This window comes from Deltaproteobacteria bacterium (genome assembly GCA_020848745.1).
Classification (GTDB): Bacteria; Desulfobacterota; Binatia; order UTPRO1; family UTPRO1; genus UTPRO1.
Genome location: JADLHM010000033.1, coordinates 1 through 25,954, shown reverse-complemented (window position 1 = coordinate 25,954; position 25,954 = coordinate 1). Strand labels below are relative to the sequence as shown.

Annotated in this window: 26 protein-coding genes; 18 read left to right on the top strand and 8 right to left on the bottom strand. The window is 70.4% G+C overall.

Features of this window, described 5'->3' with window-relative positions; all coding sequences use genetic code 11:
* The coding region (locus tag IT293_04750; GenBank protein ID MCC6763955.1) for a lysophospholipid acyltransferase family protein at positions 1-941 on the top strand (941 nt) is incomplete at its 5' end.
* Positions 942-1,067: 126 nt separating this feature from the next.
* Entirely contained in the window at positions 1,068-1,955 is an 888-nt protein-coding gene (locus IT293_04745; protein ID MCC6763954.1) for a hypothetical protein, read from the top strand.
* Positions 1,956-2,028: 73 nt separating this feature from the next.
* Here IT293_04745 and IT293_04740 read toward each other — a convergent pair whose 3' ends face one another.
* A complete protein-coding gene (locus tag IT293_04740; GenBank protein MCC6763953.1) occupies positions 2,029-2,460 on the bottom strand; it encodes a hypothetical protein in 432 nt (143 codons plus the stop codon).
* A gap of 91 nt (positions 2,461-2,551) precedes the next feature.
* Here IT293_04740 and IT293_04735 point away from each other — a divergent pair, with 91 nt between their 5' ends.
* Positions 2,552-3,025, top strand: coding sequence for an acyl-CoA thioesterase (locus IT293_04735; GenBank protein MCC6763952.1), 474 nt, complete (start codon positions 2,552-2,554; stop codon positions 3,023-3,025).
* Between the two features lie 503 nt (positions 3,026-3,528).
* Here the strand turns inward: IT293_04735 and IT293_04730 are convergent.
* Positions 3,529-4,227, bottom strand: coding sequence for a phosphoadenylyl-sulfate reductase (locus tag IT293_04730; protein ID MCC6763951.1), 699 nt, complete (start codon positions 4,225-4,227; stop codon positions 3,529-3,531).
* Positions 4,228-4,301: 74 nt separating this feature from the next.
* Here IT293_04730 and gloA point away from each other — a divergent pair, with 74 nt between their 5' ends.
* Complete coding sequence (gloA, locus tag IT293_04725) at positions 4,302-4,697, top strand: lactoylglutathione lyase (protein ID MCC6763950.1); 396 nt, start codon at positions 4,302-4,304, stop codon at positions 4,695-4,697.
* Between the two features lie 21 nt (positions 4,698-4,718).
* On the opposite strand, the gene IT293_04720 is transcribed toward gloA, so the two are convergent.
* Complete coding sequence (locus IT293_04720; protein ID MCC6763949.1) at positions 4,719-6,074, bottom strand: radical SAM protein; 1,356 nt, start codon at positions 6,072-6,074, stop codon at positions 4,719-4,721.
* A 109-nt stretch (positions 6,075-6,183) separates the two neighbouring features.
* On the opposite strand from IT293_04720, the gene IT293_04715 reads away from it, so the two are divergent.
* The 3 genes from IT293_04715 (at position 6,184) to IT293_04705 (ending at position 8,314) form a co-directional block, all read left to right on the top strand.
* Complete coding sequence (locus IT293_04715; GenBank protein MCC6763948.1) at positions 6,184-6,963, top strand: 1-acyl-sn-glycerol-3-phosphate acyltransferase; 780 nt, start codon at positions 6,184-6,186, stop codon at positions 6,961-6,963.
* Between the two features lie 93 nt (positions 6,964-7,056).
* Entirely contained in the window at positions 7,057-7,788 is a 732-nt protein-coding gene (locus IT293_04710; protein MCC6763947.1) for a thioredoxin domain-containing protein, read from the top strand.
* A gap of 22 nt (positions 7,789-7,810) precedes the next feature.
* The gene (locus tag IT293_04705; protein MCC6763946.1) at positions 7,811-8,314 is read left to right on the top strand and encodes a hypothetical protein; all 504 of its coding nucleotides are present in this window, start codon (positions 7,811-7,813) and stop codon (positions 8,312-8,314) included.
* A gap of 32 nt (positions 8,315-8,346) precedes the next feature.
* Here IT293_04705 and IT293_04700 read toward each other — a convergent pair whose 3' ends face one another.
* Entirely contained in the window at positions 8,347-9,201 is an 855-nt protein-coding gene (locus IT293_04700; GenBank protein MCC6763945.1) for an RluA family pseudouridine synthase, read from the bottom strand.
* Positions 9,202-9,371: 170 nt separating this feature from the next.
* Here IT293_04700 and IT293_04695 point away from each other — a divergent pair, with 170 nt between their 5' ends.
* From IT293_04695 to IT293_04685, 3 genes are all read left to right on the top strand, one after another.
* A complete protein-coding gene (locus IT293_04695) occupies positions 9,372-9,770 on the top strand; it encodes a hypothetical protein (GenBank protein MCC6763944.1) in 399 nt (132 codons plus the stop codon).
* Between the two features lie 90 nt (positions 9,771-9,860).
* Positions 9,861-10,508 (top strand): carbonic anhydrase, encoded by a 648-nt coding sequence (locus IT293_04690; GenBank protein MCC6763943.1) that lies wholly within the window; start codon positions 9,861-9,863, stop codon positions 10,506-10,508.
* A 60-nt stretch (positions 10,509-10,568) separates the two neighbouring features.
* Complete coding sequence (locus IT293_04685) at positions 10,569-12,788, top strand: bifunctional SulP family inorganic anion transporter/carbonic anhydrase (GenBank protein MCC6763942.1); 2,220 nt, start codon at positions 10,569-10,571, stop codon at positions 12,786-12,788.
* Positions 12,789-12,849: 61 nt separating this feature from the next.
* Here the strand turns inward: IT293_04685 and IT293_04680 are convergent, their stop codons facing one another.
* A complete protein-coding gene (locus IT293_04680) occupies positions 12,850-13,329 on the bottom strand; it encodes a GNAT family N-acetyltransferase (GenBank protein ID MCC6763941.1) in 480 nt (159 codons plus the stop codon).
* Positions 13,330-13,342: 13 nt separating this feature from the next.
* Positions 13,343-14,740, bottom strand: a complete 1,398-nt coding sequence (locus IT293_04675; GenBank protein ID MCC6763940.1) for a flippase-like domain-containing protein — start codon at positions 14,738-14,740, stop codon at positions 13,343-13,345.
* A 349-nt stretch (positions 14,741-15,089) separates the two neighbouring features.
* Between IT293_04675 and IT293_04670 the strand changes: the two genes are divergently transcribed.
* The 6 genes from IT293_04670 (at position 15,090) to IT293_04645 (ending at position 23,219) form a co-directional block, all read left to right on the top strand.
* Positions 15,090-15,728 carry a TetR/AcrR family transcriptional regulator gene (locus IT293_04670; GenBank protein MCC6763939.1) on the top strand — a complete coding sequence of 213 codons (639 nt, stop codon included), beginning with the start codon at positions 15,090-15,092 and terminating at the stop codon, positions 15,726-15,728.
* Positions 15,725-16,777, top strand: a complete 1,053-nt coding sequence (locus IT293_04665; protein ID MCC6763938.1) for an efflux RND transporter periplasmic adaptor subunit — start codon at positions 15,725-15,727, stop codon at positions 16,775-16,777. The genes IT293_04670 and IT293_04665 overlap by 4 nt, the downstream gene beginning before the upstream one ends.
* Before the next feature lie 32 nt (positions 16,778-16,809).
* Positions 16,810-19,950 (top strand): efflux RND transporter permease subunit, encoded by a 3,141-nt coding sequence (locus IT293_04660; GenBank protein MCC6763937.1) that lies wholly within the window; start codon positions 16,810-16,812, stop codon positions 19,948-19,950.
* 68 nt (positions 19,951-20,018) lie between these two features.
* The gene (locus IT293_04655; GenBank protein ID MCC6763936.1) at positions 20,019-21,221 is read left to right on the top strand and encodes an efflux RND transporter periplasmic adaptor subunit; all 1,203 of its coding nucleotides are present in this window, start codon (positions 20,019-20,021) and stop codon (positions 21,219-21,221) included.
* A gap of 1 nt (position 21,222) precedes the next feature.
* Positions 21,223-21,972 carry an ABC transporter ATP-binding protein gene (locus tag IT293_04650; GenBank protein MCC6763935.1) on the top strand — a complete coding sequence of 250 codons (750 nt, stop codon included), beginning with the start codon at positions 21,223-21,225 and terminating at the stop codon, positions 21,970-21,972.
* 32 nt (positions 21,973-22,004) lie between these two features.
* Positions 22,005-23,219 carry an ABC transporter permease gene (locus tag IT293_04645; GenBank protein ID MCC6763934.1) on the top strand — a complete coding sequence of 405 codons (1,215 nt, stop codon included), beginning with the start codon at positions 22,005-22,007 and terminating at the stop codon, positions 23,217-23,219.
* A gap of 36 nt (positions 23,220-23,255) precedes the next feature.
* On the opposite strand, the gene IT293_04640 is transcribed toward IT293_04645, so the two are convergent.
* A complete protein-coding gene (locus IT293_04640; protein MCC6763933.1) occupies positions 23,256-24,521 on the bottom strand; it encodes a hypothetical protein in 1,266 nt (421 codons plus the stop codon).
* 326 nt (positions 24,522-24,847) lie between these two features.
* Here IT293_04640 and IT293_04635 point away from each other — a divergent pair, with 326 nt between their 5' ends.
* Positions 24,848-25,222 (top strand): Smr/MutS family protein, encoded by a 375-nt coding sequence (locus tag IT293_04635; protein MCC6763932.1) that lies wholly within the window; start codon positions 24,848-24,850, stop codon positions 25,220-25,222.
* On the opposite strand, the gene IT293_04630 is transcribed toward IT293_04635, so the two are convergent.
* Entirely contained in the window at positions 25,219-25,521 is a 303-nt protein-coding gene (locus tag IT293_04630) for a hypothetical protein (protein ID MCC6763931.1), read from the bottom strand. The two genes, IT293_04635 and IT293_04630, sit on opposite strands and share 4 nt — an antisense overlap.
* Before the next feature lie 106 nt (positions 25,522-25,627).
* Here IT293_04630 and IT293_04625 point away from each other — a divergent pair, with 106 nt between their 5' ends.
* Positions 25,628-25,834: a hypothetical protein gene (locus IT293_04625; protein ID MCC6763930.1), complete on the top strand. Its 207-nt coding sequence runs from the start codon at positions 25,628-25,630 to the stop codon at positions 25,832-25,834.
* Positions 25,835-25,954 lie beyond the last annotated feature (120 nt).

Sequence of the window (25,954 nt, the reverse complement as noted above, 5' to 3'; positions counted from 1 at the left end):
TCCGCTTCGACGGCCTGTGGTGGAGGAAGTTCGCCTACCTCGGGAGCGTCTACGGCCCCGAGTGGTGGAAGCGGTACTCGCCGCCGTGGATCGCCGCGATCATCTTCCTCTGCGTCGGCCGCAACCGCCGCGGCGCGCTCGCCAACGTGCGGCGCGTGCTCGGCCGGCGCGGCTGGATCCGCGACCACCTCGCGGCGCTCGACGTGTTCATCACGTTCGCCCACTGCGTGAACGAGACGCTCGAGTACTTCGGCCCGCGCCCGCAGCCGGTGCGCGTCGACGAGCCGACCGACGACCCGATCAAGGCCGCGATCAAGCGCGGGCACGGTGCGGTGCTCGTCACCTGCCACTTCGGCAACTGGGATATCGGCGCGCGCACGCTCGTTCGCTTCGGGTGCCCCTTCAACCTCGTGATGGCGCGCGAGGCGAACGAGACCACCGCCGAGTACGTGAAGAAGGCGCGCGAGGCCGCGGGGGTGCGCGTGCTGCTCTCCGACACGTCGGTGTACGGGTCGTTCAACATGCTGCGCGCCCTCAAGCGCAACGAGGTGGTCGCGATGCAGCTCGACCGTCCGCTCGGCGGCGACGGCGCCCGCCTCGTCGATTTCTTCGGCGCGCCGGCCTGGTTCCAGGCGGGGCCGATCCGGCTCGCGCGGCTCGCCGGCGCTCCCATCTTCCCGGTGTTCTCCGTGCGGGTCGGACCGCGGCACTACCGGATCGTGCTCGGCACCGAGCACCACGTCGGCCGCCACGCGACGGTCGAGGAGATGGACCGCATCCTCGCGAGGATCGTCGCCGAGTTCGAGCAGCTCGTCCGCCAACATCCCGAGCAGTGGTTCCAGTTCGCGCCGTACTGGCCGGGAGACGCGTCGCTCGCGGACGCGAAGCGCGCGCTGCCGAGCGCGCCGACGGCCGAGCCGACGCGGGCTCGGGCCGGCTGAACGCGACGCCGCAACGGCGCACGGAGCCGCGTGTTGCGCGCGCATCCCGACGCGTCCGTCACCTTGCCGGAACGAGACCGGCGTGGTAGCCGCGGCGCAAGATTTTTCCAAGGAGGACTTCGTTTCATGAGAAGAATCATGCTTTTGGCGGCAGCATGCGTGATCGTCGCCGGCTGCGCACCGGCCACCGTCGACAAGCAGGGCGTCCGCGCGACCGAAGGCCAGACCGCGTCGACGCAGGTCGACGTGGTGCGGATTCCGTACGATCCGAACCTGCCGACGTACGTCGTCACCGTGGCGCCACTGGAGGTCGCCGTCGACGGCTCGCCGAGCGCGCCGCCGCCCCCTCCCGGCCGCCGCTACGGCTGGGGCCCGTGGGGCTACGGGCTCCTGCCCGAAGGCCCGCAAGCGGAGGCCTACAACCCGCCGCCGGCCGGCATGTCGGACCGCGTCGGCCACGGCGTCTCGGCGCAGCTCGTGAGCGCGCTCGGCAACGTCGGCAACGTCCAGATCGTCGACTACGAGTACTACCTCGCCAATCGCGCCAAGCCGTCCGTACTCGTGAAGAAGGGCGAGGTCGGCCCGCTCGTCATCAAGGGCAACATCACCGAGTTCAACGAGGTGGCCGAGGCCCAGGGCAGCGCGCGCGGCGGCGGGCTCGGCTGGGTCGGCGCGGGCGTCGCGATCGGCGGCGCGATCGCCGGCAACACGCCCGCGACCATCGCCGGCTCGAGCCTCGCGCTCGCGAACCCCACCTACAACAACAGCCGCATGCGCCGCACCGGCTCGGTCGGTATGGACCTGCAGATCCTCGACCCGCGCAACGGCCGCATCGTCGGCACCGCGGTCTGCGCCGGCACGTTCACGTCGGAAGCCGCGACGAGCGGCTTCTCGGTGTTCGGCATCGGCGGCGCCGACACGGCGTACGCCGCGAGCGCGCTCGGGCAGGCGCAGCGCGCCGCCATGAACGACGCGACCAAGCAGATCGCGACGCGTCTGGCGTCGGTCCGGTAGATCGCGCCCGTGGCGACCGGCGCGCCGCGATCGGCACGCCGGTCGTCACGCTCCGCGTGGAGCGAGGCTGGCGCTACTTCCGGTAGCCGGTCTCCTTCGGGTCGTAGTCCACCCACTCCACCTGGCCGCCCTGCTGGCCCCACGCGCCGCCGCCGGTGAAGACGACGCGGCCGAGCCCCTTGTAGTGCCACGCGATGCGGGTCACGTCGTCGCCGAAGTACCACGGGATGAACGCCTTCCCGGTGACGTATTGATTGCGGTCCGTCGGCTCGCCGAGGATCTTGACCACCTCGCTCATCGCCATGCCCTTGGTGATCTTCGCGAGCGGGCTCCCCGCCGGCGGAGGCGTCGGCGCGTCGGCGGCGGCCTCCTCCTGCGTGCCCTTCCCGGCGTGCGCCGGCGCGGCCGCGCCGGGCGCGGCCGGACGCGCGGCGTGCTCGGCGCAACCGGCGAGCGCGAGCGCGCAACCGCCGACCACGAGCCAACGTACGTCGAAACGTTTCATCCTCTCCTCCTCCGTTGCGTGAAGTGGCCGCCGACCAGGCCATCCGAGGCGCGCGTTGTCAAGGTACGGGTCGCATGGTACCGCCTCGGCCGTGATCGAGGTCGCGCGTTACCGCGTCATATTCGGCGACTGCGACCCGATGCGGATCGTCTACTACGGCAACTACTTCCGCCTCTTCGAGATCGGCCGCGCCGAGCTCTTCCGCCGACTCGGCCATCCGTTCGCGATCTACATCGCGCGCGGCCTCTACCTCGGAGTCATCGAGACGACCTGCCGCTATCGCCGCCCGTCGCGCTACGACGAGGACCTGGCGATCCATGCGGCCGTGACCGAAACCCGCCGCGCCCGCATCACGATCGGGTACGAGATCCGCGGCACGGACGGCGAGCTCCGCGTCGAAGGCTCGACGACGCACGCGGTGATCGGCGAAGACGGCAGACCGCAGCGCATGCCGGAGGAGTTTCGGGACGCGCTCCGCGAGCTCACGGAATCGCAAGCGGATGCGCCGGCGGGTGGGTCCGGGCGTGCTTCTACGGTCGCCGGGGTCCTGCCACCCGGCGCGTAGGGCCCGCCGGTGCCGCCCTGGCTTGCGCACGACGCGAGCTGCGGCTCCCCGAAGCACGCCCGGACCCACCCGCCGGCGATGCATGGCGGCAAAGACGATCCACGAGCGCGCCGATTCGCCGTGCCGAACCGACGGCCCCTCGGGAACCTCTGCGCAGAGCGCGTCCGGCTGCGAAGCGCGACCCCTCCGCGAGCGACGGTGGCGCAGCGGCTCACGCTTCTCGCGCGGAAAGGATCGGTGCAGAGCTTCCCTCGTACTTGGGTGCGCATGCTGCCGCAGGCGGGCGGGGCGGGCTTCGGGGAGCCGCAGCTCGCGTCGTGCGCAAGGCAAAGTGGCGCCGGCGGGCCCTACGCGCAGGTGGCAGGACACCCGGCGACCGTAGAAGCACGCCCCGACCCGCCCGCCTGCGGCCACCGATCGCTCCGCTGCGCGAGAATCAACCTGAGACACTACGGCACCCGCAGACTCTTCGAGCTGAACGGCTCGCGCAGCGAACGCGCCCGCTACTCGTCGGCGATGCCGGACGTGTGGAGGCCGCATTCCTCGGCCCGCCCGTCGAAGCGCGCGTGCTTGTCGCCCTCGCCTCCGGCGCTGCTCGAGTGGCGATCCCCGACCCGGGTGAAGCCCTTCTCCCACAGGGGATGCTGCGGTAGCCGGTAGTGCTCCATGTAGTAGTAGACGTCCTGCGACCGCCATCGCAGGATCGGGTGCACCTTGAAGACGCCGTCCTGAAAGGTCACCGGGTCGAGCGTCGCGCGGAAGCTCGTCTGGTCCGCCCGCAACCCGGCGATCCATGCGTGCGCCTCGAGCTCGCGGATCGCGCGCCGCATGGGCTCGACCTTGCGGATGCGGTGGTACTCGTCGAGGTCGGTCTCCCAGAGCTTCCCGTGCTTCGCCTCCATCTCGGCGGGCGTCATCGTGCCCGAGTAGCGCCTCACGTTCAGGCGCAGGAGCGCCATCAGCTGCTCGGCGTAGCGATAGGTCTCGGGCACGAGGTAGCCGGTGTCCACGAACACCACGGGAACGTCGGGGATCATGCGGCTCACGAGGTGCAGGATCACGGCGCTCTGGATGCCGAAGCTCGTACTGACGATGAGCCGACGGCGGAACACGCGGTCCGCCCAGGCGACCTGGGCCTTGGTCGCCTCCTCCAGCGCTTCGCGATTGAAGATCGTGACCTGCTTCGGACTCGGTCGCTCCACGAGGTTCCTCCCGCTCGGATCGCATGGCATCGCCGAGCCGCCTATGGCAAGCACGAGGCCGGGAGGCCCCGTCGATGAAGATGCTGCACACGATGATCCGCGTGGGCAACCTCGATCGCTCACTCGGCTTCTATACCGACCTGCTCGGGATGAAGCTCTTGCGGAAGAAGGAGTACCCCGGCGGCCGCTTCACCCTCGCGTTCGTGGGCTACGGCGACGAATCGGATCACACGGTGGTCGAGCTCACCCACAACTGGGACACCGAACGCTACGACATCGGCACGGGGTTCGGTCATCTGGCGCTCGGCGTCGAGGACCTCTACCGCACCTGCGACCGGCTGCGCGCGCGCGGCGTGCGGATCACGCGCGAGCCCGGTCCGATGAAGCACGGCACGACGGAGATCGCGTTCATCGAGGATCCCGACGGCTACAAGATCGAGCTCATCCAGCTGAAGGGTCGCGGCGACTGACCGGCACGCTCTCGGACGAGGCTAGGAAATCGTCGCCCAGGCGCGCTCGTGCGAGCGCAGGTAGCGGTTCACCTTCAGGTTGGCGACCACGTACGCGAGGCTTTCGAGGAGCTGGCCCTTCGGCGGCGGGCTGAAGCGCCGCAGGATGTTCTTGATCGAGTAGAATCCCTCGTACACGTACTTGAAGCCGTCCATCATCTCGTCGCTGGTCATGCCGGTCGGCTTGATGAGCGGCGATCCGTAGTCGTACCGCGCCCAGTTGCCGTCGAGGATGCGGCCCTCGCGGGCGAGGTCGTCGTAGAACTTGGTGCCGGGATACGGACACGGCGTGAAGAGCTTCAGGAACGACACCTTGCTGTCGAGCAGGAACTGCAGCGTGCGCCCGAACGTGTCCACGGTGTCGCCGTCGAGGCCGACCATGATGAGCGCGATCACCTGGATGCCCTTGGCACGGAGCGCGGCGATGTCCTCGCGAAAGCGCGTGGCCTGGTTGAAGTCCTTCTTGATGCCGCGCAGGCTTTCCTGGTTGATGCTCTCGAGTCCGATCGACAGGCTCACGCAGCCGCTCCGCGCCGCGAGGTCGAGCAGCTCGGGATCGCGCGCCATGTTGATGGTCGACTGCGACGCCCACTTCATCCCGAACGGGATCATTCTCCGGAAGAGCTCCTTCGCGTCGTTCGGGTGCGCGATCGGGTTGTCGTCGAGGAAGAGGATGCGGTTCCCTCCGAGGGCCTTGATGCGGCGGAGGTCCTCGAGCACGTCGTCGGCCGGCCGCGTCCGGTACGCGCGCTGATAGTAGGTCTGGACCGCGCAGTATTCGCAGGGATGCGGACACCCGCGCGAGAAGATCACGGGCCAGTGGAAGTACATGCGGTAGAGCGCGCTCTCGCGGAACGCCTGGAGCTTCAGCAGCGGCAGCGTCTCGTAGTCGATCGGCGCCAGCCCGGCGAGCGAGCGCCATCCGCTCTTGGCGCGGTAGATGCCCTTCGTCCGCCCCTCGGAGAAGTCGGCGAGGACCTCGGGCCAGACGTCCTCGGCCTCCCCGGCGACGACGGCGTCGGCGTGCTTCAGCGACTCCTCCGCGGTGAGCGTAACCCAGGTGCCGCCGAGGACGACGCGGCGACCGCGCGCCCGGAACGCGCGCGCGAGATCGTACGCCCGGACGATCTGCGGTCCCATCGCGGTGATGCCGACGACGTCGCACTCGTGGTCCAGGTTCACGTCCTGCATCAGCTCGTCGACGAGCCGGACGTCGTGCCCCGGCGGCGTGATCGCCTTCAGGTAGGGGAGCGTGATGCCGCTCGTCCAGTAGCGCGTCGTCTTGTGGAGGGCACCGTTCGCGTCGTAGTGCGTCGGCGAGACGAAGTAGATCCGCATCGGAAGCGTCCGTAGTAGTCCGGGGTCCGGACGAGAGCAAGTTGACGCGGCCGCTCGGACCGTCCGGGTCGCTTGTCATGCTCGGGGCGCGCACATAGTGTCGCGCGCGATGGGCCCTCTCGCCGACACCCAAACGATGGAGGCCGAGCTCGCGGCGAGCCGCACGGCTCGATGGCGTGCGCGCGCGCTCCTGAACCGCTGGATCTTCCGCGGCATGCTCTTCTCGATGGGCACGATCGCCGTGATCCTGCACCGCGTGCTGCCCTGGAAGGGCGTCGCCTGGGCCTTCGCGCGGCTGTCGGCGCGGAACCTGGCGCGCCTCTGCGGCGTCCGCGTGCACGTCCACGGGCTCGAGCACCTCGCGGGCCCGGGGCCGTGGATCTTCGCGCCGAACCACCAGAGCAACTTCGACATCGCGGCGCTGCTCGGGTACCTCCCGGGCCAGAACCGCTTCATCGCGAAGAAGGAGCTCTTCGCGGAGCCGGTGCTCGGCACCGTGCTCCGCACGATGGGGATGATCCCGGTCGACCGCGACAACCCGCTCGCGGCGATCGAACGGCTGAACGAGGCCGCCACGGAGGGGTCGTCGCTCATCATCTTCCCGGAGGGCACGCGGAGCCGCGACGGCCAGCTGCTGCCCTTCAAGAAGGGACCCTTCATCGCGGCGATCCACCTGAAGCTGCCGATCGTGCCGGTCATCTGCTGCGGCACGAGCGCGGTGATGCCGAAGGGCGGATATCTCTCGATCGTCCCCGGCGACGTCGACGTCTACGTCGAGCCCCCCATCCGCACCGACGACCTCGGGTACGACGACCGCAGCGCGCTCCGCGACCGCGTGCGGGCGGTGATCGCCGCCCGTCTCTCGGAGGCCCAGGCGCCCCGAGGCTGAGCGAAGCGCCCCGTACGCGCCCGTCTGGTGTTCGGTGACGGCCTTCGCTACACCACGGAGGCAATTTTCACCGCGGACGAAGGAGGATTTCTCATGGAGACTCGCCGTACGTACGTGATCGCGCTGCTGGCGTTGGCACTGGCCGCACCGGGATGCGCGCAGAAGAGCGACATCGAGGCGGTGCAGACCACACAGAAGGAGATCCTGGCCAAGCTCGAGAAGATCGAGAAGGACATCGCGGCGCGGCCGGCAGCGCCCGCCGCCGCGCAGCGTCCGCAGATCGATCCGAACAAGGTCTACCAGATCCCGGTCGGCAACTCCGCGGTCCGCGGGCCGAAGGACGCGCCGGTCACGATCGTGATGTTCTCCGACTTCCAGTGCCCGTTCTGCGCCCAGTCGGCGCCGGTCGTCGAGCAGGTGCTCGCCGCCTACCCGAACGACGTCAACTTCATCATGAAACAGTTTCCGCTCCGCCAGATCCACCCGAACGCCGACCCCGCCGCGCGCGCCGCCATCGCCGCCGGCAAGCAAGGCAAGTTCTGGGAGATGCACGACGAGCTCTACAAGAACTCGCGCAACCTCACACCCGAGACGATCAAGGGCATCGCCGAGAAGATCGGGCTCGACATGAAGAAGTTCGAGGCCGACCAGGGCTCGGACGAGGTGAAGAAGCAGGTCGACGAGGAGATGGCGCTCGGAGCGAAGAGCGACGTGCGCGGCACGCCGAGCTTCTTCGTGAACGGCAAGATCGCGCAGAACCGTTCGCTCGACGGCTTCAAGACGCAGATCGACGCCGAGCTGAAGGCCAAGGGCAAGAAGAGCTGAGCGAGCCCCGCCGAGTCCGCTGGTGATCGGAGCGCGCCCGCTCGTCTCGATCCTCGCCGCCTGCACGCTCGCTGCGTGCGCGACGCAGACGATCGAGACGGGCGGGCAACGCACCGTACGGACGGTCGGCGCCGAGGTGCCGGCCACCGCCCCGCAGAGCACCCACGGATACGTCGAGGGCGAGTTGCTGATCGTCTTCACCCCCGCGGGCGAGAAGACCGTCGCGTCCCTGGTCGCGAAGCCGCCGACGAAGCTCCGCTTCGGCGTGCCGTCCCTGGACCGCCTGAACGCCAAGTACCGCGCGATCCAGCTGATCAAGGTCGCCGACCTGAAGGGCGCCTACATCCTGCGCATCGCGCCCGACGCGAACGTCTTCCGCGCGGTCGAGGAGTATCGGAAGGATCCGCTCGTGACCGCGACCGACCTGCACTACCTCTATCGGCTCCCGGCGTCGCAGGCGCCCGAAGCCGTCCGCACCCAGACCGGCCCGTTGCGGCGCGACCCGGGCACCGGCCGGCCGCGCTGACGCGTCCCGATTCCGGTTCTTTCCGAACGGCGTCAGAGCGTCGTCGGCGCGACGAGCGTCACCGCGCCGCCCGTATTCGGATGCGGCAGCACGAGCCGTTCGGCGTGCAGCATGAGCCGCCGCCCCGCCGGACCGCCGTATGCGCGGTCGCCGAGGATCGGATGGCCGAGCGCGCGCAGGTGCACGCGGATCTGGTGCATCCGACCCGTGCGAGGACGGAGCCGCAGGAGCGTCCGCCCCTCGCCGCGCTCGACGACCTCCCAGTCCGTGCGCGCCGGGCGGCCGCGCGGATCGACGCGCGCGCGCCGCCCCTCGGCCGCGATCGCGAGGTCGATGGCACCGGCGGGCGCGCCGGGCGCGCCGCTCACCCACGCGAGGTACGTCTTCTCGACGCGGCCCTCCGCGAACGCCGCCGAGAGCGCCGCAGCCGCCGTACGCGTCTTGGCGAAGACGAGCACGCCCGAGGTCGCGGCGTCGAGGCGGTGCACGACCCAGAGACGCGCCGGCCCGCGCTTGCGCGCCCGCAGGACCTCGGTCACGAGGTCGAGCGCCGTCCCCGCGGCGGCGACCCGGGTCGGCGCGGTCGCCATACCGGCCGGCTTGTCGATCGCGAGGAGATCGTCGTCCTCGTAGAGGACCGGCGGAACGGCCGCCGACGTGGCGCGTGCGACGGCGGCCGCCGACGCGACCCGCAGCTCGTTTCCCGGATAGACCGGCCGGGACGCCACCCGACAGCGCCGCCCGTCGACGAACACGCGCCCATCGGCGATCAGCCGGCGCGCCGCACCGCGCGAGGTCGCGGGGAAGATCTTCGCCAGAACGCGGTCCAGCCGGTCCACCGCACCGGCGGGGCAAACGACCGACCGATCCCGCTCGCCCGAGGTCATTGCCGAAGCATCATCCATGGCGCGAGACACATCCACCCCCACGGAACCTGCCCCCCGGAGCGCGTCGGGGTCTTCGCCGGCAGGTGGGTTGACCCACTCCGGTCGCTGCTCTATCGCTTTGTGCCCGCCACGCCACGGCGGTAAGCAATCGTCTCAACGAAACTTTCGACGTGTCGACCGTGACGATCCAGCGCCTGCCCCTGATTCTCGTGCGCCTCACGGCGCTCGTACTGGCGTTCGGCACGTATCAGCTGACGGCAGCCGGCGTCGCCACCGACCGCGCCCGCCACGGCCACTTCTCTCCGTCAGCCGGGAACAGGCTCAGTGCCTCGCGCTCGCGAGCCCCCGGCTGCGAGCTGGTCCTGCGGGACGGCTCGCCACCGGGGGAAGCGCTCGCCCCCCTCCGCGACGGCCCCCCGTCGCACGGCTCGCCCCATCTCCTTCTCGCCGCCACCACGATGGTGGCGCTCCCCCGGACCTTCGCGGCCCGGCTCGCCGTCAGGCTCCCCGCCGAACCGGCGGCACCCGCGGCCTCCACGCGGCGCGGCCGCGGTCCCCCGAGCCGCTGAGTCCGTCCGCACCCCTCTTCCGCTCACCCCAAGGCGACGTCCGACCGGCTGGACGCGCCCCGCACACCTCGTGCCGCGAAAGGAGCAGTCATGAAGAAGCTGATCGAAGGCGTGCTGCGTTTTCAGAACGAGGTGTTCCCCCAACACCGCGAGTTGTACCAAGACCTGTCGAGCAGCCAGTCTCCGCGCTGGCTCCTCATCACGTGCAGCGACTCGCGGATCGTCCCGAGCCTGATCGCCCAGGTCGGCCCGGGTGAGCTCTTCGTCTGCCGCAACGCCGGCAACATCGTACCCGCGCACGGCGAGAGCTCGGGCGGCGTCGCCGCCACCATCGAGTACGCGGTACAGATCCTCGGGGTCCTGCACATCATCGTCTGCGGACACTCCGACTGCGGCGCGATGCAGGCCGTGCTGCGGCCGGAGAACGTCGCCGACTTGCCGGCGGTCGCGCGCTGGATCGCATACGCGGACCGCGCCCGCGCCGTCACCCTCGAGACACACCCGGACGCCCCGGAAGACCGCAAGGTCGAGGTGCTGACGCAGGAGAACGTGCTGGCGCAGCTCGACAACCTGCGCACGCTGCCGAGCGTCGCCGCGAAGCTCCGGGCGGGCGCGCTCGAGATCCACGGCTGGACCTACGACATCCGGAGCGGCGGCTTCCTGGTGTGGGACGCCGCGCAGGCCCGTTGGCGGCCGATGCAGGAGACGGTCGGCGGCTCCGGCAACGCCGCGGCCTGACCGAGAGGAGCGCCGATGCCCGCACCGCGCACCGTCACGCCACCCGCCGCTCCGAGCGCGATGCAGTCGCCGGGAGCGGCGACGCTCGCCGCCGATCTCACCGCCGGGCTCGTCGTCTTCCTGGTCGCCCTGCCGCTCTGCCTCGGCGTGGCGCTTGCCTCCAACGCGCCGCTCTTCTCCGGCATCCTCGCGGGGATCGTCGGCGGCCTCCTGGTCGGCTCGATCAGCCACTCGCACACGAGCGTCAGCGGCCCCGCGGCCGGGCTCACGGCCGTCGTGGCCGCCCAGATCGCGGCGGTCGGGAGTTTCGAGGCCTTCGCTCTCGCGGTCGCGATCGCGGGCGTGATCCAGATCGCCCTCGGCATCGCCGGAGCCGGGGGCATCGCCGACTTCATCCCGTCGAGCGTGATCCGCGGGCTCCTCGGAGCGATCGGCCTCATCTTGATCCTCAAGCAGATCCCCCACCTCTTCGGCTGGGACGCCGACCCGCTCGGCGACATGGCGTTCTCCCAGCCCGACCACGAGAACACCTTCAGCGCGCTCGGCAACCTCTTTGCCGGCGTCCACCGTGGAGCCGCCCTGATCGGCGCGCTCTGCCTCGCCCTGCTCGTCGCCTGGGACCGCGTGAAGCAGCTGAAGACCTCGCCGATCCCGGCGCCGCTCGTCGCCGCGCTGCTCGGCGTCGGCATGCACATGCTGCTGTCGCGCCTCGGCGCAGGCTGGGCCATCGAGTCGGACCACCTCGTGCAGGTGCCGGTCGCGACCGACCTGACGGGCTTCCTCGGCTTCCTGAAGGCGCCCGACCTCGCGGCCCTCGGCAACCCGAAGCTCTACGTCGCCGCGATCACGATCGCGCTCGTCGCCTCGCTCGAGACGCTGCTCAACCTGGAAGCGGTCGACAAGATCGACCCGCGGCGCCGCACCTCGCCGCCGAACCGCGAGCTCGTCGCGCAGGGGGTGGGCAACCTCACGGCGGGATTGATCGGCGGCCTACCGGTCACCTCCGTGATCGTCCGGAGCTCGGTCAACATCAACTCGGGCGGCAAGACCAAGCTCGCCGCCATCGTCCACGGCTGCTTGCTCCTGCTCTGCGTCGCGCTGCTCCCGGCGTGGCTGAACCTCATCCCCCTCTCGGCGCTCGCCGCCGTGCTCATCACGACCGGCTACAAGCTCGCGAGCCCCGCCCTCTTCCGGCAGACATGGCAGGCGGGCTTCGAGACGTTCGTGCCGTTCATGGTCACGATCTCCGCGATCCTGCTCACGGACCTGTTGATCGGCGTCCTGATCGGGCTCGCCTTCAGCATCGCCTTCATCCTGAGGAGCAACTTCCGCCGCCCGCTGCACCGCACGCTCGAGAAACATCTCGGCGGCGACGTGCTCCACATCGACCTCGCCAACCAGGTGAGCTTCCTGAACCGCGCCGCGCTCCGCCGCGCGCTCGGCGAGGCGCCCCGCGGCGGGCACGTGCTCATCGACGCGCGCGCCACCGACTACATCGACACCGACATCCTGTCGGTGATCCGCGAATACGAGAAGGAGACGGCCCCGGCGCGCGACGTCCTGGTGAGCCTGATCGGCTTCAAGCCCCACTACGAGCAGATCGAGGATCGCGTCCGCTACGCCGACTTCGCGACCCGCGACCTGCAGGAGAAGCTCACGCCGAACCAGGTCGTGGACATCCTGCGCGAGGGCAACGAGCGCTTCCAGAGCGGCGAGGTGCTGACCCGCGACATGGCGCACCTGCGCCAGGGCGTCGCCGAACGCCGCCATCCGCTCGCGGCGGTGCTCAGCGGATCGAGCTCGCGCACGCCGGTCGAGATGATCTTCGACGTCGGCCCGGGCGACATCTTCTGCACCCGCACGACCGGCAACGTCGCGGTCCCGAGCACGCTCGGGAGCCTCGAGTACGCGTGCGCCGTCGCCGGCGCCAAGGTGATCGTCGTGCTCGGGCACACCAACAACAAGGCGGTCGAGCTCGCCCTCGCTCCGATGCTGCGGCAGACCACGGCCGGACCGAACGGCGACTGTCCGAACCTCCACCCGATCCTCGACGACATCCGGCAGTCGCTGGATCCCTCGTGGCGCGTCGACTGGGAGCACATCTCCAAGGAAGCCCGCCGCGGCCGCATCGACCAGGCGTCGCGCTTGCACGTGCAGCGCACGCTGCGGCGCATCCGCGAGCAGAGTCCGGCGCTCGCCCGCCTCGCCCATGCAGGCCGCATCAAGCTCGTCGGCGGGATGTACGACGTCCGCACCGGCGCCGTGGAACTGTTCGAGTAGCGGGCCGCGCGGCGCTCGCCGGACACGCGCGCTCGTCGTCGCCCCACGCGCCGGGCAACGCTCAGCGCGTCATCTCGATCATCGTGCGGCGGAAGCCGAGGCGCTCGAAGAGGCGCTGCGCGTGGACGTTCTTCTCCGCCGTCCAGAGCATGACGCGCGCGACGCCGCGCGCGAGCAGCCACTCGGCCGCCGCCTCGACCAGACGCTCTCCGGTCCCGGTGCCGCGCGCGCCCTCCACCACGAGCACGTCGTGGACGAATCCGGCGCGGTCGCGGAGCTCCTTCCACGAGCGCGGCTCGATACCGGCGAAGCAGTAGCCGACGATCTCGCCGGCGCGCTCCGCCACGAGGACGAGGGTGTCATCGTTCGCATGCGCGGCGGCGAGGAAGCGGCCGTAGCCTTCCTCGGTGTTCGGACCAGGTGCCATGAACCGCTCGGCGTCGAATCCGTGATGCAGGCGCAGCAGCTCCGCGCCGAGGTGGCCGAGCGCCCCCTCGTCCGCCGCCGTCGCGTGCCGAATGGTGATCGCCGGCCCGGTCATGGCCTCGCTCGGCTCATGCCGTCGCGCGCACCTCGCGCTCGCGCGCCGCCTCTTCCTTCAGGTGCTCGAGGTCTTCGCGCGTCACGCGCTGATACGACTTGGGCGCCCAGATGAGGAAGATGCCGCCCTGGAACGAGAGGAGGAGCTTTTCGATCCAGAAGCCGACGTGGCCGATGAGGAAGGCCTTCGCGGTCGGGATGCGGCCGCCGAGGAGCTCGACGAACATGAGCTCGCGGACGCCCTCGCCCGCGGCGGTCGGGATGAGGAAGGTGAAGAGCGTCATCACGGCCGCGGCGTAGAACACCTGCAGCATCGTGACCCCTTCCACCTGGAGGGCCATCGCGTTTCCGAAGTACATCGCCATCGTCGTCAGCTGTCCGAAGACCGCGCACAGGAGCGCGATCAGGAGCGTCCCGCGGCGAGTCGAGTACGCGGTCGCGGAGCGGATGGCGCTTTCGAGGAAGGTCCGCACCTTCGCGATCGGCACGAGCCGGATGACCGGAGCGAAGAGCGACGGCTTGAGAAGCAGCGCGAGCCCGAGGCCGACGGCGGCCGCGAGCGGCACCGCGAGCTTCTGAATGACGTCGGCGAACGTGCGCCCCTGGAGGTCGGCGAACGGCATGAAGAGGAGGATCGTCGCGATGAGGCCGATCAGCCCGGTGATGCGCTCGACGGCGAGCACCGTCGCGCACTCGACGGGCTTTCGCGAAATGCGGATCGTGTCGTAGAGGCGCCAGCCGTCGAGGCCGAGGGTGGAGGGCATCACGATGCCGAAGAAGCGCCCGACGAAGTAACTCGCGGTGAGCCAGCCGAAGCCGAATGCCATTCCCTGCCCCGCCAGCAGGACCTTCCAGCGCACGATGTTGGCGAGGATGCCGAGGAACTTGATGAAGGTCGCGAAGAGGAGCCAGGGCACGAAGACGGCGAGGTCCAACCCTTTGATCTCCGTCCAGAGGTCCGCGACCGTCATCGGCACACGCTGCATTCCCTGCTTCTCGACCCAGACCGTGTCGCCGGTCGTGGTCGCAAGCGCCACCTTCCGCTCGTCGTCGGGTCCCGCGAGCACTTGCCCGAGCTTGCCGTCGACGCAGTGGTGCAGCGCCCGGAGCTTCACGACCGCGCCCGCCGCCGTCCGCACCATGACCTGGCCGCCTTCGAGCGCGAGCGTGCAGGCATACTCGCTCGACACCGGAACGTACGGCTCGGGAAGGGCTGCACCCGAGAGGCGAGCCTTCATCTTGCCGACGAACCCCGGCATCTCCGGGTTCGCGCGGTAGAAGATCGAGCCGTCCGCGAAGCCGCTCCGCGAGACCGCGACGGTGCCCCCGCCGAACTCGACGAAGAGCGAGACGAAGATGCCGACGGTGACGAGCGTCTTGACGACGGTGACGAGCATCTTCTTGAGATTCATGGGGGATTCCTTCCTGGGCGGAGTCGGACGGCGGCGACTGCGACTGGGTGAGTGGACGAGTGTAGCCGATGACGGGGGCGGAAGGCGATGCGGGTTCGCGTGTTCGTCGCGTGGTGGACTCTAGGCGCTACCCGCATGCCCGTCACGTCGTGAGCCCCCCGCGACGGGCTCGCTTTTCTCCTACCTCCCTACCTACCGTCCTGTCTCCTTACCCGCTCCGTCTCATCCTCCTCCCTCTCCGGGCATTCTTCTCTCCCTATGGCGGGCGGCACGGCATCGACGCACGAGCGACGTTGACTGAGGTGGGGGGTGGCCGTAGGACTGACCGGTCAGTTCTGGAATTGCCCCCATGGCAGGCCGCAAGTCCGACCCGAACAAGCGCTCGCAGATCCTGCGCGCCGCCACCGACGTCTTCTCGGCCCGCGAGTTCCACACCGTCCCGGTCGAGGACGTCGCGACCGCGGCGGGCGTCGGCAAGGGCACGCTCTACCTCTACTTCCCGAACAAGGAGCAGCTCTTCTACGCGACCATCCTCGAGGCCCTCGACGTGCTGCTGGCCGAGCTCGCCGACGCGGTCCGCGGCCGGAGCGGCGAGCCGGCGCTCCGCGCGTTCACGCGCTGCTTCCTCACCTTCTTCTGGACGCGCCGTCATCTGGCGGTGCTGATGGGCCGTTACGAGCACAAGCAACGCGAGCCGGAAGGAGCCTCCTGGCGGCAGCGGCGCGAGCGCGTCATCGCCCTCGCCCGCGAGGTCCTGAAGCCGGAGACGCGCGCGGCCCGCATCGCCCCCGCCGACGCCGTGCTCGCCGCCGAGATGCTGATCGCTCTGATCCGTGCCGCGGTCACCAACCAGCAGGAGCGGGACGATCCCGAGCGCAGCGTGGATTTCGTGGTCGACCTCTTCCTCGACGGTCTCCGCGGCGGACGCGCCGTCGCGCGGCGCCCGGGCGCGCGGCCGCGCCGCGCGGCCGCCGGAGGGCAGCCGTGACCCTGCGCATCCGAACGTTCGGCGCGGCCGCGGCGACGGCGCTCGCGCTCCTCGCCACCGGCTGCTCGCACGAAGCGAGCGATGCCCAGGCGACCGCGCAGACGGCGGAAACGCCCGTCGCGGTCGCCGTCGCGCCGGCGACGATCGCGCAGGTCGAGCGTTCGGTGCCGCTCGTCGGCGCCTTCTACGCCAACGAAGAGGTGGCGATCGCGGCGCAGATCGAGACCCGCGTCGCCGCGTTCGGCCCCGACATGGGCGACCGCGTGAACGCGGGCGACGTGCTGGTCCGCCTCGACGACGCCGACCTGCAGGCCGCCAAGCGCGAAATCGAAGCCCGGCTCGTGAAGGCGCACGCCGACAATGCCCGCGCCCAGGTGTTGCGCGGCCAAGGCATCATGGCGGCCGAGGAAGCCGAGAAGATGCGCACCGAGGCGGCGGTGCTCGAGGCGCAGCTCGACGTCGTGAAGGTGAAGATCGACCGCACGGTGATCCGCGCCCCCTTCGCCGGCGTCATCGCCGAGCGCGACACGTCGCTCGGCGCCGTCGTGAAGAGCGGGCAGACGCTCTACAAGCTCGTCCAGGACGATCCTCTGAAGTTCCGCACGCCGGTGCCGGAGCGCTTCGCCGGCTACCTCGAGCTCGGCCAGCCGATCCGCGTCACCGTCGACGCCTACCAGGATCGCGTCTTCGAGGGGAGGATCACCCGCATCAACCCGACCTCGGAGGCCGCGAACCGATCGATCACGCTCGAAGCGCTCGTGCCGAACGTCGATCGCCTGCTCCGTCCCGGCTTCTTCGCCAAGGGCGATCTCGTCTACGACCTGCACGGCGACGCGGTCGTCGTGCCCGAGAAGGCGCTGACGACCTTCGCGGGCGTCACCAAGGTCTTCGTGATCGCGAACGGCAAGGCGGAGGAGCGCATCGTCCGCACCGGCGTCGCGGTCGGCGACCGCCGCGAGATCGCCGACGGCGTGAAGCGCGACGAGCAGGTCGCCGTCTCGAATCTCGACCGCCTCGAGCAGGGCGCGTCCGTGACGGTCGCGCCCTAGGAGCCTGTCCGAGTCATGGATTCCTAGGCGACATGTCCCTCGCCGATCTCTGCATCCGCCGCCCCGTCTTCGCGACCATGCTCGTGATGTCCCTGGTCGTCCTCGGCTGGTTCTCGTTCCAGCGCCTCGGCCTCGATCTCTTTCCGAACGTCGACTTCCCGACGGTCACGGTCACCACGACCCTCAAGGGCGCGAGCGTCGAGGAGATCGAGAGCGGCGTCACCAAGCCCATCGAGGAGATCATCAACACCATCGAGGGCATCGACATCCTACGCTCGACCTCCAAGGAAGGCCTCTCGATCGTGATCGTGCAGTTCCTCTTCTCGAAGGACAGCGCGGTCGCCGCCCAGGAGGTGCGCGACAAGGTCTCGACGATCGTCTCGCGGCTGCCCGAAGGCACCGACCCGCCGATCATGGAGAAGTTCGACGTCGACGCCACCCCGATCATGAGCGTCGTCGTCGCGGGGAATCGTAACCTCCGCGAGGTGACCGAGGTCGCGAAGAAGCAGATCAAGGAGCGCATCGAGACCGTCCAGGGCGTCGGCGCGGTCATCATGGTCGGCGGCTGGGAGCGGGCGGTGAACGTCTACGTCGACCCCGACCGCATGGCGGCCTACGAGATCTCGATCCTCCAGGTCCGCGAGGCCCTCCAGAAGCAGAACATCGAGATCCCGGGCGGACGCGTGGACCAGGGGAACCGCGAGATGGTACTCCGGACGATGGGCCGCATGGAGGACGTGCCGTCCTTCGCGGACCTCATCGTCGCGACCTACGAGGGCCGGCCGATCCGCGTGCGCGACATCGGGAGGGTCGAGAACGGCGTCGCCGAGCCGCGCAGCCGGGCACGGCTGAACGACAAGAACGCCGTCAGCCTCATCGTGAAGAAGCAGTCGGGCACGAACGTCGTCGCCGTCGTCGACGCCGTGAAGGCAAAGCTCGCCGAGCTGCAGCCGATCCTGCCGCCCGACGTCTCGACCGAGGTCGTGGTCGACCAGTCGCGCTTCATCAAGCGGACGATCTCCGAGGTGCAGCACCACCTGATCCTCGGCGCGATCCTGGTCGCACTGACCGTCTGGCTCTTCATGCGCGACGCGCGCAGCACGCTGATCGCGTCCGTCGCCATTCCCACGTCGATCATCGCGACCTTCACGATGATGCGATACATGGGTTTTACCCTGAACAACGTGACGATGCTGGCCCTCGTACTCGCGGTCGGCATCGTCATCGACGATGCCGTCGTCATCCTCGAGAATATCTTTCGCCACATCGAAGAGCGGGGCGAGGAGCCGTACCGTGCAGCGTCGATCGGCACCCGCGAGATCGGACTCGCCGTGACGGCGACCACGTTCTCGCTGATCGTGATCTTCCTCCCCGTCGCCTTCATGGGTGGCATCATCGGGCGCTTCTTCCAGAGCTTCGGCATCACGGTCGCATTCGCGATCGCGTTCTCGCTGCTGGTGTCGTTCACGCTGACACCGATGCTGTCGTCGCGCTTCCTGAAGCCGAAGGACCCGGCGCACTCCGCAAAGGAGAGTCCCTTCTATCGCGCGATCGACCGCTTCTACGGAGCCTGCCTCCGCTGGTCCCTGAACCATCGCGCCGCGATCCTGCTCCTCTCCCTGGCGATCACCCTCACGACCGGCCCGCTCCTGCGCGCCGTCGGAACGCAGTTCGTGCCGCAGGACGACCAGAGCGAGTTCGAGGTGATCCTCCAGACGCCGGGCGGCTACAACCTCGAGCGCACCGACGCGCTCACACAGGAGCTGGAGGCCAAGTTCCGCTCGCTGCGCGGCGTCCGCGAAACCCTCACCACCATCGGCGACACGACCGGCAAGGCGCGCCCCGGCGAGGGAGACGTCACGATCGCGTCGATCTACGTGCGCCTGAGCGATCTCTCCGAACGCGACTTCTCGCAGTTCGACGTCATGGCCGACGCGCGAAAGGTCCTGGCCGCCTACCCCGACCTCCGCGCCAGCGTCCAGGGCATCAACGCGTTCCGCGGCGGCGGCACGCGCCAGAGCGAGCTCGAGTTCAGCCTCCTCGGCCCGAGCCTCGAGAAGCTCACGAAGTATTCCGACGAGCTCGCCGCGCGCATGAAGGCCGACCCGGCCTTCGTCGACGTCGACACGACGCTCTCGGTCCGGAAGCCCGAGCTCCGCGCCGCGATCGACCGCGAGCGCGCCTCCGCCATGGGGCTCCGGGTCGAGGAGATCGCGCAGACGCTCAGCATCCTCGTCGGCGGCGAGCCGGTGTCGAAATACAAAGAGGAAGACGAGCAGTACGACGTCTGGCTCCGCGCCGACCCCGGAAAGCGAACCGGTCCCGCCGACGTCTACGCCCTCACCGTCTGGTCGCCGGCCGCGAATCTCGTGAAGATCTACAGCCTCGTGGACCTCGAGGAGGCGCTCGGCCCGGCGCAGATCGAGCGCGAGAACCGCGAGCGCAAGGTCGGCTTCTTCGCGAACCTGCACGGCATCCCGCTCTCGGTCGCCGTCGAGCGCGTGCAGCGGTGGATCCGGGAGATGAACCTGCCGGCGCAGTACCAGATCAAGCTCGGCGGCCGCGCGAAGGTGCTCGAGGAAACGGTCGCGAACTTCATCACCGCCTTCCTGTTGAGCCTGCTCTTCATGTACATGGTGCTCGCGGCGCAGTTCGAGAGCTTCCTGCACCCGATCACCATCATGCTGGCGCTGCCGCTCTCGATCCCGTTCGCGGTCTTCTCGCTGTGGGTGCTGCGGAACCCCCTCGACGTGTACTCGATCTTCGGCATCTTCATGCTGTTCGGCATCGTGAAGAAGAACGGCATCCTGCAGGTCGACTACACCAACACGCTGCGGGCGAAGGGCATCGATCGCGACACCGCGATCATCGAAGCCAACCACGCGCGCCTGCGTCCGATCCTCATGACGAGCGTGATGCTGGTGCTCGGCATGCTGCCGATGGCGCTCGGCACCGGCCCTGGCGCGGCGTCGCGCGCCTCGATGGCCAAGGTGATCATCGGCGGCCAGACGCTCTGCCTGCTGCTGAGCCTGCTGGTCACGCCGGTCGCCTACGCGCTCTTCGACGACCTCGGTCGCCTCGGCTGGGTCGCGCGCCTGCGCAAGGCCTCCGCACGGCGCCGGGGCCGCCCCGCGCCGGCCCCGGCGAACGGACGGTTGGGCGACCTCCCGTAGAAGCCGCTGCGATGACCCTCCGCCCGAGGTCGTCTCGCGCGCGCGCACGGAGCGTCTATACTGAGCGCATGACGCGTCGTTGGCGCTCGTTGGCGGTGGCCGTCGCGCTCGTCGCGGCCGCGGGAATCGTCTACCGCGCCCTCGGCGATCGGGACCGCGAGGTCCAGCGCTGGCGTACCGAGAAGGTGACGCGCGGCGACCTCGTCGCGAGCATCACCGCGACCGGCACCGTGAATCCGGTCACGACGGTGCAGGTCGGCACCTACGTCTCCGGTCCGATCCAAGCGATCGACGTCGACTTCAACTCGCTCGTGGCCAGGGGCCAGCGAGTCGCGAAGATCGACCCGCGCCCATTCCAGCTCCGCGTACAGCAAGCCGAGGCCGAGCTCGCGAACGCGCGCGCGGCGCTCGCCAAGGCGCGTGCGGACCGCGCGTACAAGACCGCCAACCTCGCCCGCAACCGCGCGCTCGCGGCGCAGGGCATCGTCGCGGCCGACGCGGTCGACGTGCTGGCGAGCGGGGTCGCGCAAGCGCACGCCGACGTCGCGCTCCAGGAAGCGCAAACGCGACAGGCCGAAGCCAAGCTCGAGGAGGCGCGCGTGAACCTCGGCTACACCGACATCGTGTCGCCGGTCGACGGCGTGGTCGTGTCGCGCAACGTCGACGTCGGTCAGACCGTCGCTGCGAGCTTCCAGACGCCGACCCTCTTCGTGATCGCCGAGGACCTCACCAAGATGCAGGTGAACGCCAACGTCAGCGAGGCGGACATCGGCACGGTGCGTGCCGGGCAGACGGCGACCTTCACCGTCGACGCCTATCCGGAGCGGGCCTTCACGGGCGTCGTCTCCCAGGTGCGGAACTCGCCGCTGAACGTCCAGAACGTGATCACCTACGACGTCGTCATCGACGCCGGCAACGCGGACCTCGCACTCCGACCCGGCATGACCGCGAACGTCGACATCGTGACGGGCCGCCGTGAGAACGTGCTGCGCGTGCCGACCGCGGCGCTGCGCTTCCGCCCGCCGGCCGGCGAGGGCGAGGCGGCCGCGGCGCCCGCCGGGACCGCGATCTGGCGCCTCGCCGGCGGCGCTCCGGAGCCCGTCGTGGTCGCGCCGGGGCTCTCCGACGACAGCTACACCGAGGTGCATGGCGACGCCCTCCGCGAGGGCGACCCGGTCGTCGTCGGGGTCGAACGTCGGACCGAGGCGTCCGCGCAGACGACGCAGCGCCCCCCCGGGTTCAACATGGGCGGCGGAGGACGCCGGCGCTGAGATGGCCGCGGCGCCGGGCGGCACGCCCCTCATCGAGACCGTCGGGCTGGCGCGCCGCTACGCGCTCGGCGACGCGACCGTGCATGCGCTCGTCGACGCTACGCTCCGCATCGACGCGGGCGAACTCGTCGCGATCGTCGGCCCGTCGGGCTCGGGGAAGTCGACGCTGATGAACATCCTCGGGTGCCTCGATCGCCCGACGAGCGGCGTCTACCGTCTCGGCGGCCGTGAGGTCGGCGGCCTCGACGGCGACGCGCGCGCCGAGATCCGCAACCGCCGCATCGGCTTCGTCTTCCAGAGCTTCAACCTGCTGGCGCGAACGACGGCGCTCGAGAACGTCGAGCTGCCGCTCTACTACGGCCCGCTGCCCCTCGCCGAGCAGCGGCCGCGGGCCGCCGCGGCGCTCGCCCGCGCCGGCATCGCGCACCGCGCGCACCACGTGCCGAGCCAGATGTCGGGCGGCGAGCAGCAGCGGGTCGCAATCGCGCGCGCCCTCGTCGGCGACCCCGACCTGCTCCTCGCCGACGAGCCGACCGGCAACCTCGACAGCCGCACCGGCGGCGAGATCATGGCGATGCTCGTCGCGCTGAACCGCGCGACCGGGGTCACGATCGTGGTCGTGACCCACGATCCGGAGGTCGCCGCCGCGAGCGACCGCGTGATCGAGTTCCGCGACGGCCGCATCGTCGCCGACACGCCGGCCGAGGCGCGCCGCGCCGCGCGGCCGCACGCGACGAGGGCCGGAGCGTGAGCGCCGGCCTCGGCGCCGCGAAGCTCCTCGCCATGACCGCGCGCGCCGCCTCGCGCGCGCTGTGGCGGAACCGCCTGCGCTCGGGGCTCACCATGCTCGGGATGATCATCGGAGTCGCCTCGGTGATCGCGATGGTGAGCGTCGGCGCCGGCGCGGACCGCTTCGTGCAGCAGCAGCTGGCGAGCTTCGGCACCAACATCATCATGGTGATCCCCGGTGCCGTGACCTCGGGCGGTGCCCGCTCGGGATGGGGCGGCGCCTCGACGCTGACGGTCGACGATGCGAAGGCGCTGGCGCGCGTGCCCGAGGTCGCCGCGGTCACGTATTCCCGCCGGCAGGTGCTGCAAGTGATCTACGGCGGCGCCAACTGGTCGACGGTCGTGCAGGGAGTCACCGACGAGTTCGAGCGCGTGCGCGACTGGCAGATCGCGAGCGGCGGCTTCTTCACCGAGCGTCACGAGAAGAGCGGCGCCAAGGTGGCCGTGCTCGGGCAGACGGTGGCACGCAATCTCTTCGGCTCGGGCCAGGACCCGGTCGGCACGGTCGTCCGCATCAAGAACGTGCCGTTCAAGGTGATCGGCGTTCTGGCAGCGAAAGGCCAGTCGTCGTGGGGCCAGGACCAGGACGACGTCGTGATGATCCCCTTCTCGACCGCCGAGCGCCGCGTGATGGGCGCCGGTATCCTCGGCACGGTCGAGATCATCTACGCGAGCGCGCGGAGCACGGCCGACCTGCCGGTCGCCGCCGACGCGATCGCCTCCGTGCTGCGTCAGCAACACCGCATCGCGCGCGGCCAGGAGGACGACTTCACCGTCCGTACCCTCGAGGACATGGCGGGCGCGAGCGCCGCGGCGAGCGAAGTCATGGGGAACCTCCTGCTCGCGATCGCGTCGATCTCGCTCCTGGTGGGCGGCATCGGAATCATGAACATCCTGCTCGTGTCGGTGACCGAGCGGACGCGCGAGATCGGCCTCCGCATGGCGGTCGGCGCGAAGGCGCGCCACATCCTCCTCCAGTTCCTCACCGAAGCCACAGTGCTCAGCATGACCGGCGGCCTGGTCGGCATCGCGACCGGCCTCGTCGCGACCCGTCTCATCGGCCGGATCGCGCAGTGGCCGACGGTGCTTGAGCCGGCGTCGGTCGCGGCGGCGTTCCTGTTTTCCGGGGCCGTCGGGATCTTCTTCGGCTACTACCCGGCGTACAAGGCGTCGCGGCTCGACCCGATCGAGGCGCTGCGCTGGGAATGAGCGCGCGAGACGGCTCGCTCGCGACGTCGTCGGGCCTCAGGCCGCCTGGTCGCGGCGCTCGGCGGACGGCAGCACGAGCGGGATCCGCACGGCGAACACCGCGCCGCCGGCCGGCCCGCTGTCGATCGCGATGGTCCCGCCGTGATCGGTGACGATCTGTCGCGTCACCGACAAGCCGAGCCCGGTGCCGTTCTCCTTGGTGGTCACGAACGGCTCGAAGACCCGCTCGCGCAGGTCCGGGGCCACGCCCGGACCTTGGTCGCGCACGACGACCTCGACGTGCGGCGCGTCGACCGCCTCGGCGGCGGCGCGCGTCTCGACCCAGACGGTCTTGCCGACCGGGCTCGCCTGGATCGCGTTCAGCACCAGGTTCACGAGCGCCTGCTTCAAGCGTGAGGCGTCGGCGGCGCCGACCGGCAGCACGTCGCCCCGGCGCTCGAGCGTGACGTCCTTCTTGCGCGCCGACACCTGCAGGAGGCGGACGACCTGCTCGACGAGGAGCTCGAGATCGGTCGCCGCGAAGCTCGTGACCGACGCGCGCGCCATGCCGAGCAGCTCGTTCAGGAGGCGCGCCACGCGCTGGAGCTCGTTCAGCGCCACGGCGCGGAGGTCGATCGTGACCTCGGGGTCGTCGAGCCGCTCGGGGAGGATCTGGAGGAACGTCTGCACGGCGACGAGCGGATTGCGGATCTCGTGCGCGAGCTCGGCGGCGAGCGTGCCCACCGTCGAGAGTCGCGTCGACCGCTGCACCATGCGCCGCGTCTCGTCGAGGACGGCCGCGGTCTCGGCGCGCTCCGCGAGGAGCGCGAGATGGTGCGCGACCACCTCGGCGTCGCCCACGGCGCGCGCGTCGTAGACGCGGCCGTCGGGCCGACCGCCGGCGGCGAGGAGCCCGACGGGACGCGTGCCGCAACGGATCGGCACGACCAGCCGGGCGCCGGTCGCCGCGAGCGCGCCGACGGCGGCGTCCGCCGTACCGATCTCGCCGCGCCGTTGCCAGGTGACGCCGGCCGCGACCCAGGCGTCGAGCGCGAGCGCGTCGGCATCGGCAATCCGGCCGAGGCGCGACTCCCAGCTGCCGTCGTCGCGACGGCGCCACCACTCGACGTGCGACGCATTGATGCCCGTGGCGACCTCCGTCGAGAGCACGCTCACGGTCGCGGCCGCCCCGGGCGCCTCCGAGAGCGCCCGCAGCGCGCGCGCGAGCCAGGCCGAGCCGGTCGGGTCGGGTGCGGCGCGGCGCGCGAGCCAGGCGAGCAGACCCGTGCTCGCGATCAGGAGAAGGGCGACGGAGATCGACATGGGGCATCGGCTCGCCGCGAGCACGAGCTATCGAGCGTGCTAGAGCAAGCGCCCGACCAGCCCGTTCGGCGTGGACCCATCCGAGTGCCGGGGGCCGAAGTGGGCGATCTCGCGACGCGCGCCGCGGCAGCCTCGCCGCCGCAGGAGTTCCGCGTGCTGTGTCAGGGATGGCGCGGCACGCGCAGCGATGACACAGCGGCGGGCGCTCGTGGCACAGCGTCACAGGCGCGACGCCTCGGGCGGTCGGCGCGCCGGCGATGAGACTTGGCGCGCCAAAGCGCATGCGCGCGATGCGACGGAGCGCACGCTCGTGCGATAGTTCGCGGATGCGCCGGCTCGCCGCATGGCTCGACCGCCTCCTGGCGCGCGGCGTCGCCGCCGGCGCCGCCGGCGCCGCGGCGAGCCGTCGGCTTCCCGAGCTCGACCTGCACGGGTTCGGCGTCCGCGAGGCCGTCGCGGCAACCGAACGCTTCCTCGCCGAAGCGCACGCGGCCGGCATCCCCGAGGTGCGCGTCGTCTACGGGAAAGGACGCCACAGCCCCGACGGGCGCGGCGTGCTCCGCGAGGTCATCCCACGCTGGCTCGCGGCCGACGGGCGGCGTTGGATCGCGCGCGCCGATCCGGAGCCCGACGCCCGCGGCGAGGACGCGGCGATCCGCGTCCGACTGCGCGTACGCGTCGAGCGACGCGGCGGCGGCTAGAAATCGTCGTCGACCTCGCGCCCGCCGCCGTCCACGTCGCCGTCGAGCTGGATGCGAACGCGTCCGCCGCCGCCCCCGCCGCGCTGGTGTCGCGGCCGTTCGGCCGCGCGCTCTTCCTTCTCTTCTTCGATCCGCTCCTCGATCTCGGCGCTCGGCCCTTTGTACTCCTGCGAGGACTGCTCGGGCACGAGCTCCTTCCCGAACGCGGGCGGAAGAATCTTCTGACCGGCCGAGGTCGGCCCGGCGGAGAACGGTACGGCGAGAGCCACGGCCGCGAGCACGTTGACGAGTGTCTTCATTGGCGACTCCTCGTCGACTCCCTACGGCCGGGCGCGACGTCGCGCAACCCGGGGCCGCCCTCAAGTCGCCTCCCGATCGGGCCGACATTACCCGAGGATTCGGGCCATGTCGTTGATCTCGGTCGCCCTTTCGCTCCTCGCCGTGGCGCTCATGCTGGCGCAAGTGCGCAGGCGCGTCGTGCTGGCGGCATGGGTGGCGGGCCTCGCCCTCGGCCTCTACCTCCTACCCGGCCCGGCGCAGGTCGCGGCGCCGCTCGCCGCGATCCTGACGCTCGGCATCCGCGACTCGGTCACGAGCCTGCGTCCGCGCTAGGAGTCTGCGCCACGGATCGGTTTCGAGCGAGAACCGTGAGCCGCCGCGAGCGCAAGGAGCGCGACCCGACCGCGTATCTGTGCGATACGCCGAGGGTCGCGCGACGCCGTCGATCGCGGA

Bases quoted from the DNA above. Each gene is read 5' to 3' on its own strand.
- IT293_04745 (MCC6763954.1), top strand. From the start codon at position 1,068: ATGAGAAGAATCATGCTTTTGGCGGCAGCATGCGTGATCGTCGCCGGC.
- IT293_04740 (MCC6763953.1), bottom strand. From the start codon at position 2,460: ATGAAACGTTTCGACGTACGTTGGCTCGTGGTCGGCGGTTGCGCGCTC.
- gloA (MCC6763950.1), top strand. From the start codon at position 4,302: ATGAAGATGCTGCACACGATGATCCGCGTGGGCAACCTCGATCGCTCA.
- IT293_04720 (MCC6763949.1), bottom strand. From the start codon at position 6,074: ATGCGGATCTACTTCGTCTCGCCGACGCACTACGACGCGAACGGTGCC.
- IT293_04715 (MCC6763948.1), top strand. From the start codon at position 6,184: ATGGGCCCTCTCGCCGACACCCAAACGATGGAGGCCGAGCTCGCGGCG.
- IT293_04710 (MCC6763947.1), top strand. From the start codon at position 7,057: ATGGAGACTCGCCGTACGTACGTGATCGCGCTGCTGGCGTTGGCACTG.
- IT293_04700 (MCC6763945.1), bottom strand. From the start codon at position 9,201: ATGACCTCGGGCGAGCGGGATCGGTCGGTCGTTTGCCCCGCCGGTGCG.
- IT293_04690 (MCC6763943.1), top strand. From the start codon at position 9,861: ATGAAGAAGCTGATCGAAGGCGTGCTGCGTTTTCAGAACGAGGTGTTC.
- IT293_04685 (MCC6763942.1), top strand. From the start codon at position 10,569: ATGCAGTCGCCGGGAGCGGCGACGCTCGCCGCCGATCTCACCGCCGGG.
- IT293_04680 (MCC6763941.1), bottom strand. From the start codon at position 13,329: ATGACCGGGCCGGCGATCACCATTCGGCACGCGACGGCGGCGGACGAG.
- IT293_04675 (MCC6763940.1), bottom strand. From the start codon at position 14,740: ATGAATCTCAAGAAGATGCTCGTCACCGTCGTCAAGACGCTCGTCACC.
- IT293_04670 (MCC6763939.1), top strand. From the start codon at position 15,090: ATGGCAGGCCGCAAGTCCGACCCGAACAAGCGCTCGCAGATCCTGCGC.
- IT293_04660 (MCC6763937.1), top strand. From the start codon at position 16,810: ATGTCCCTCGCCGATCTCTGCATCCGCCGCCCCGTCTTCGCGACCATG.
- IT293_04655 (MCC6763936.1), top strand. From the start codon at position 20,019: ATGACGCGTCGTTGGCGCTCGTTGGCGGTGGCCGTCGCGCTCGTCGCG.
- IT293_04650 (MCC6763935.1), top strand. From the start codon at position 21,223: ATGGCCGCGGCGCCGGGCGGCACGCCCCTCATCGAGACCGTCGGGCTG.
- IT293_04645 (MCC6763934.1), top strand. From the start codon at position 22,005: ATGACCGCGCGCGCCGCCTCGCGCGCGCTGTGGCGGAACCGCCTGCGC.
- IT293_04640 (MCC6763933.1), bottom strand. From the start codon at position 24,521: ATGTCGATCTCCGTCGCCCTTCTCCTGATCGCGAGCACGGGTCTGCTC.
- IT293_04635 (MCC6763932.1), top strand. From the start codon at position 24,848: ATGCGCCGGCTCGCCGCATGGCTCGACCGCCTCCTGGCGCGCGGCGTC.
- IT293_04630 (MCC6763931.1), bottom strand. From the start codon at position 25,521: ATGAAGACACTCGTCAACGTGCTCGCGGCCGTGGCTCTCGCCGTACCG.
- IT293_04625 (MCC6763930.1), top strand. From the start codon at position 25,628: ATGTCGTTGATCTCGGTCGCCCTTTCGCTCCTCGCCGTGGCGCTCATG.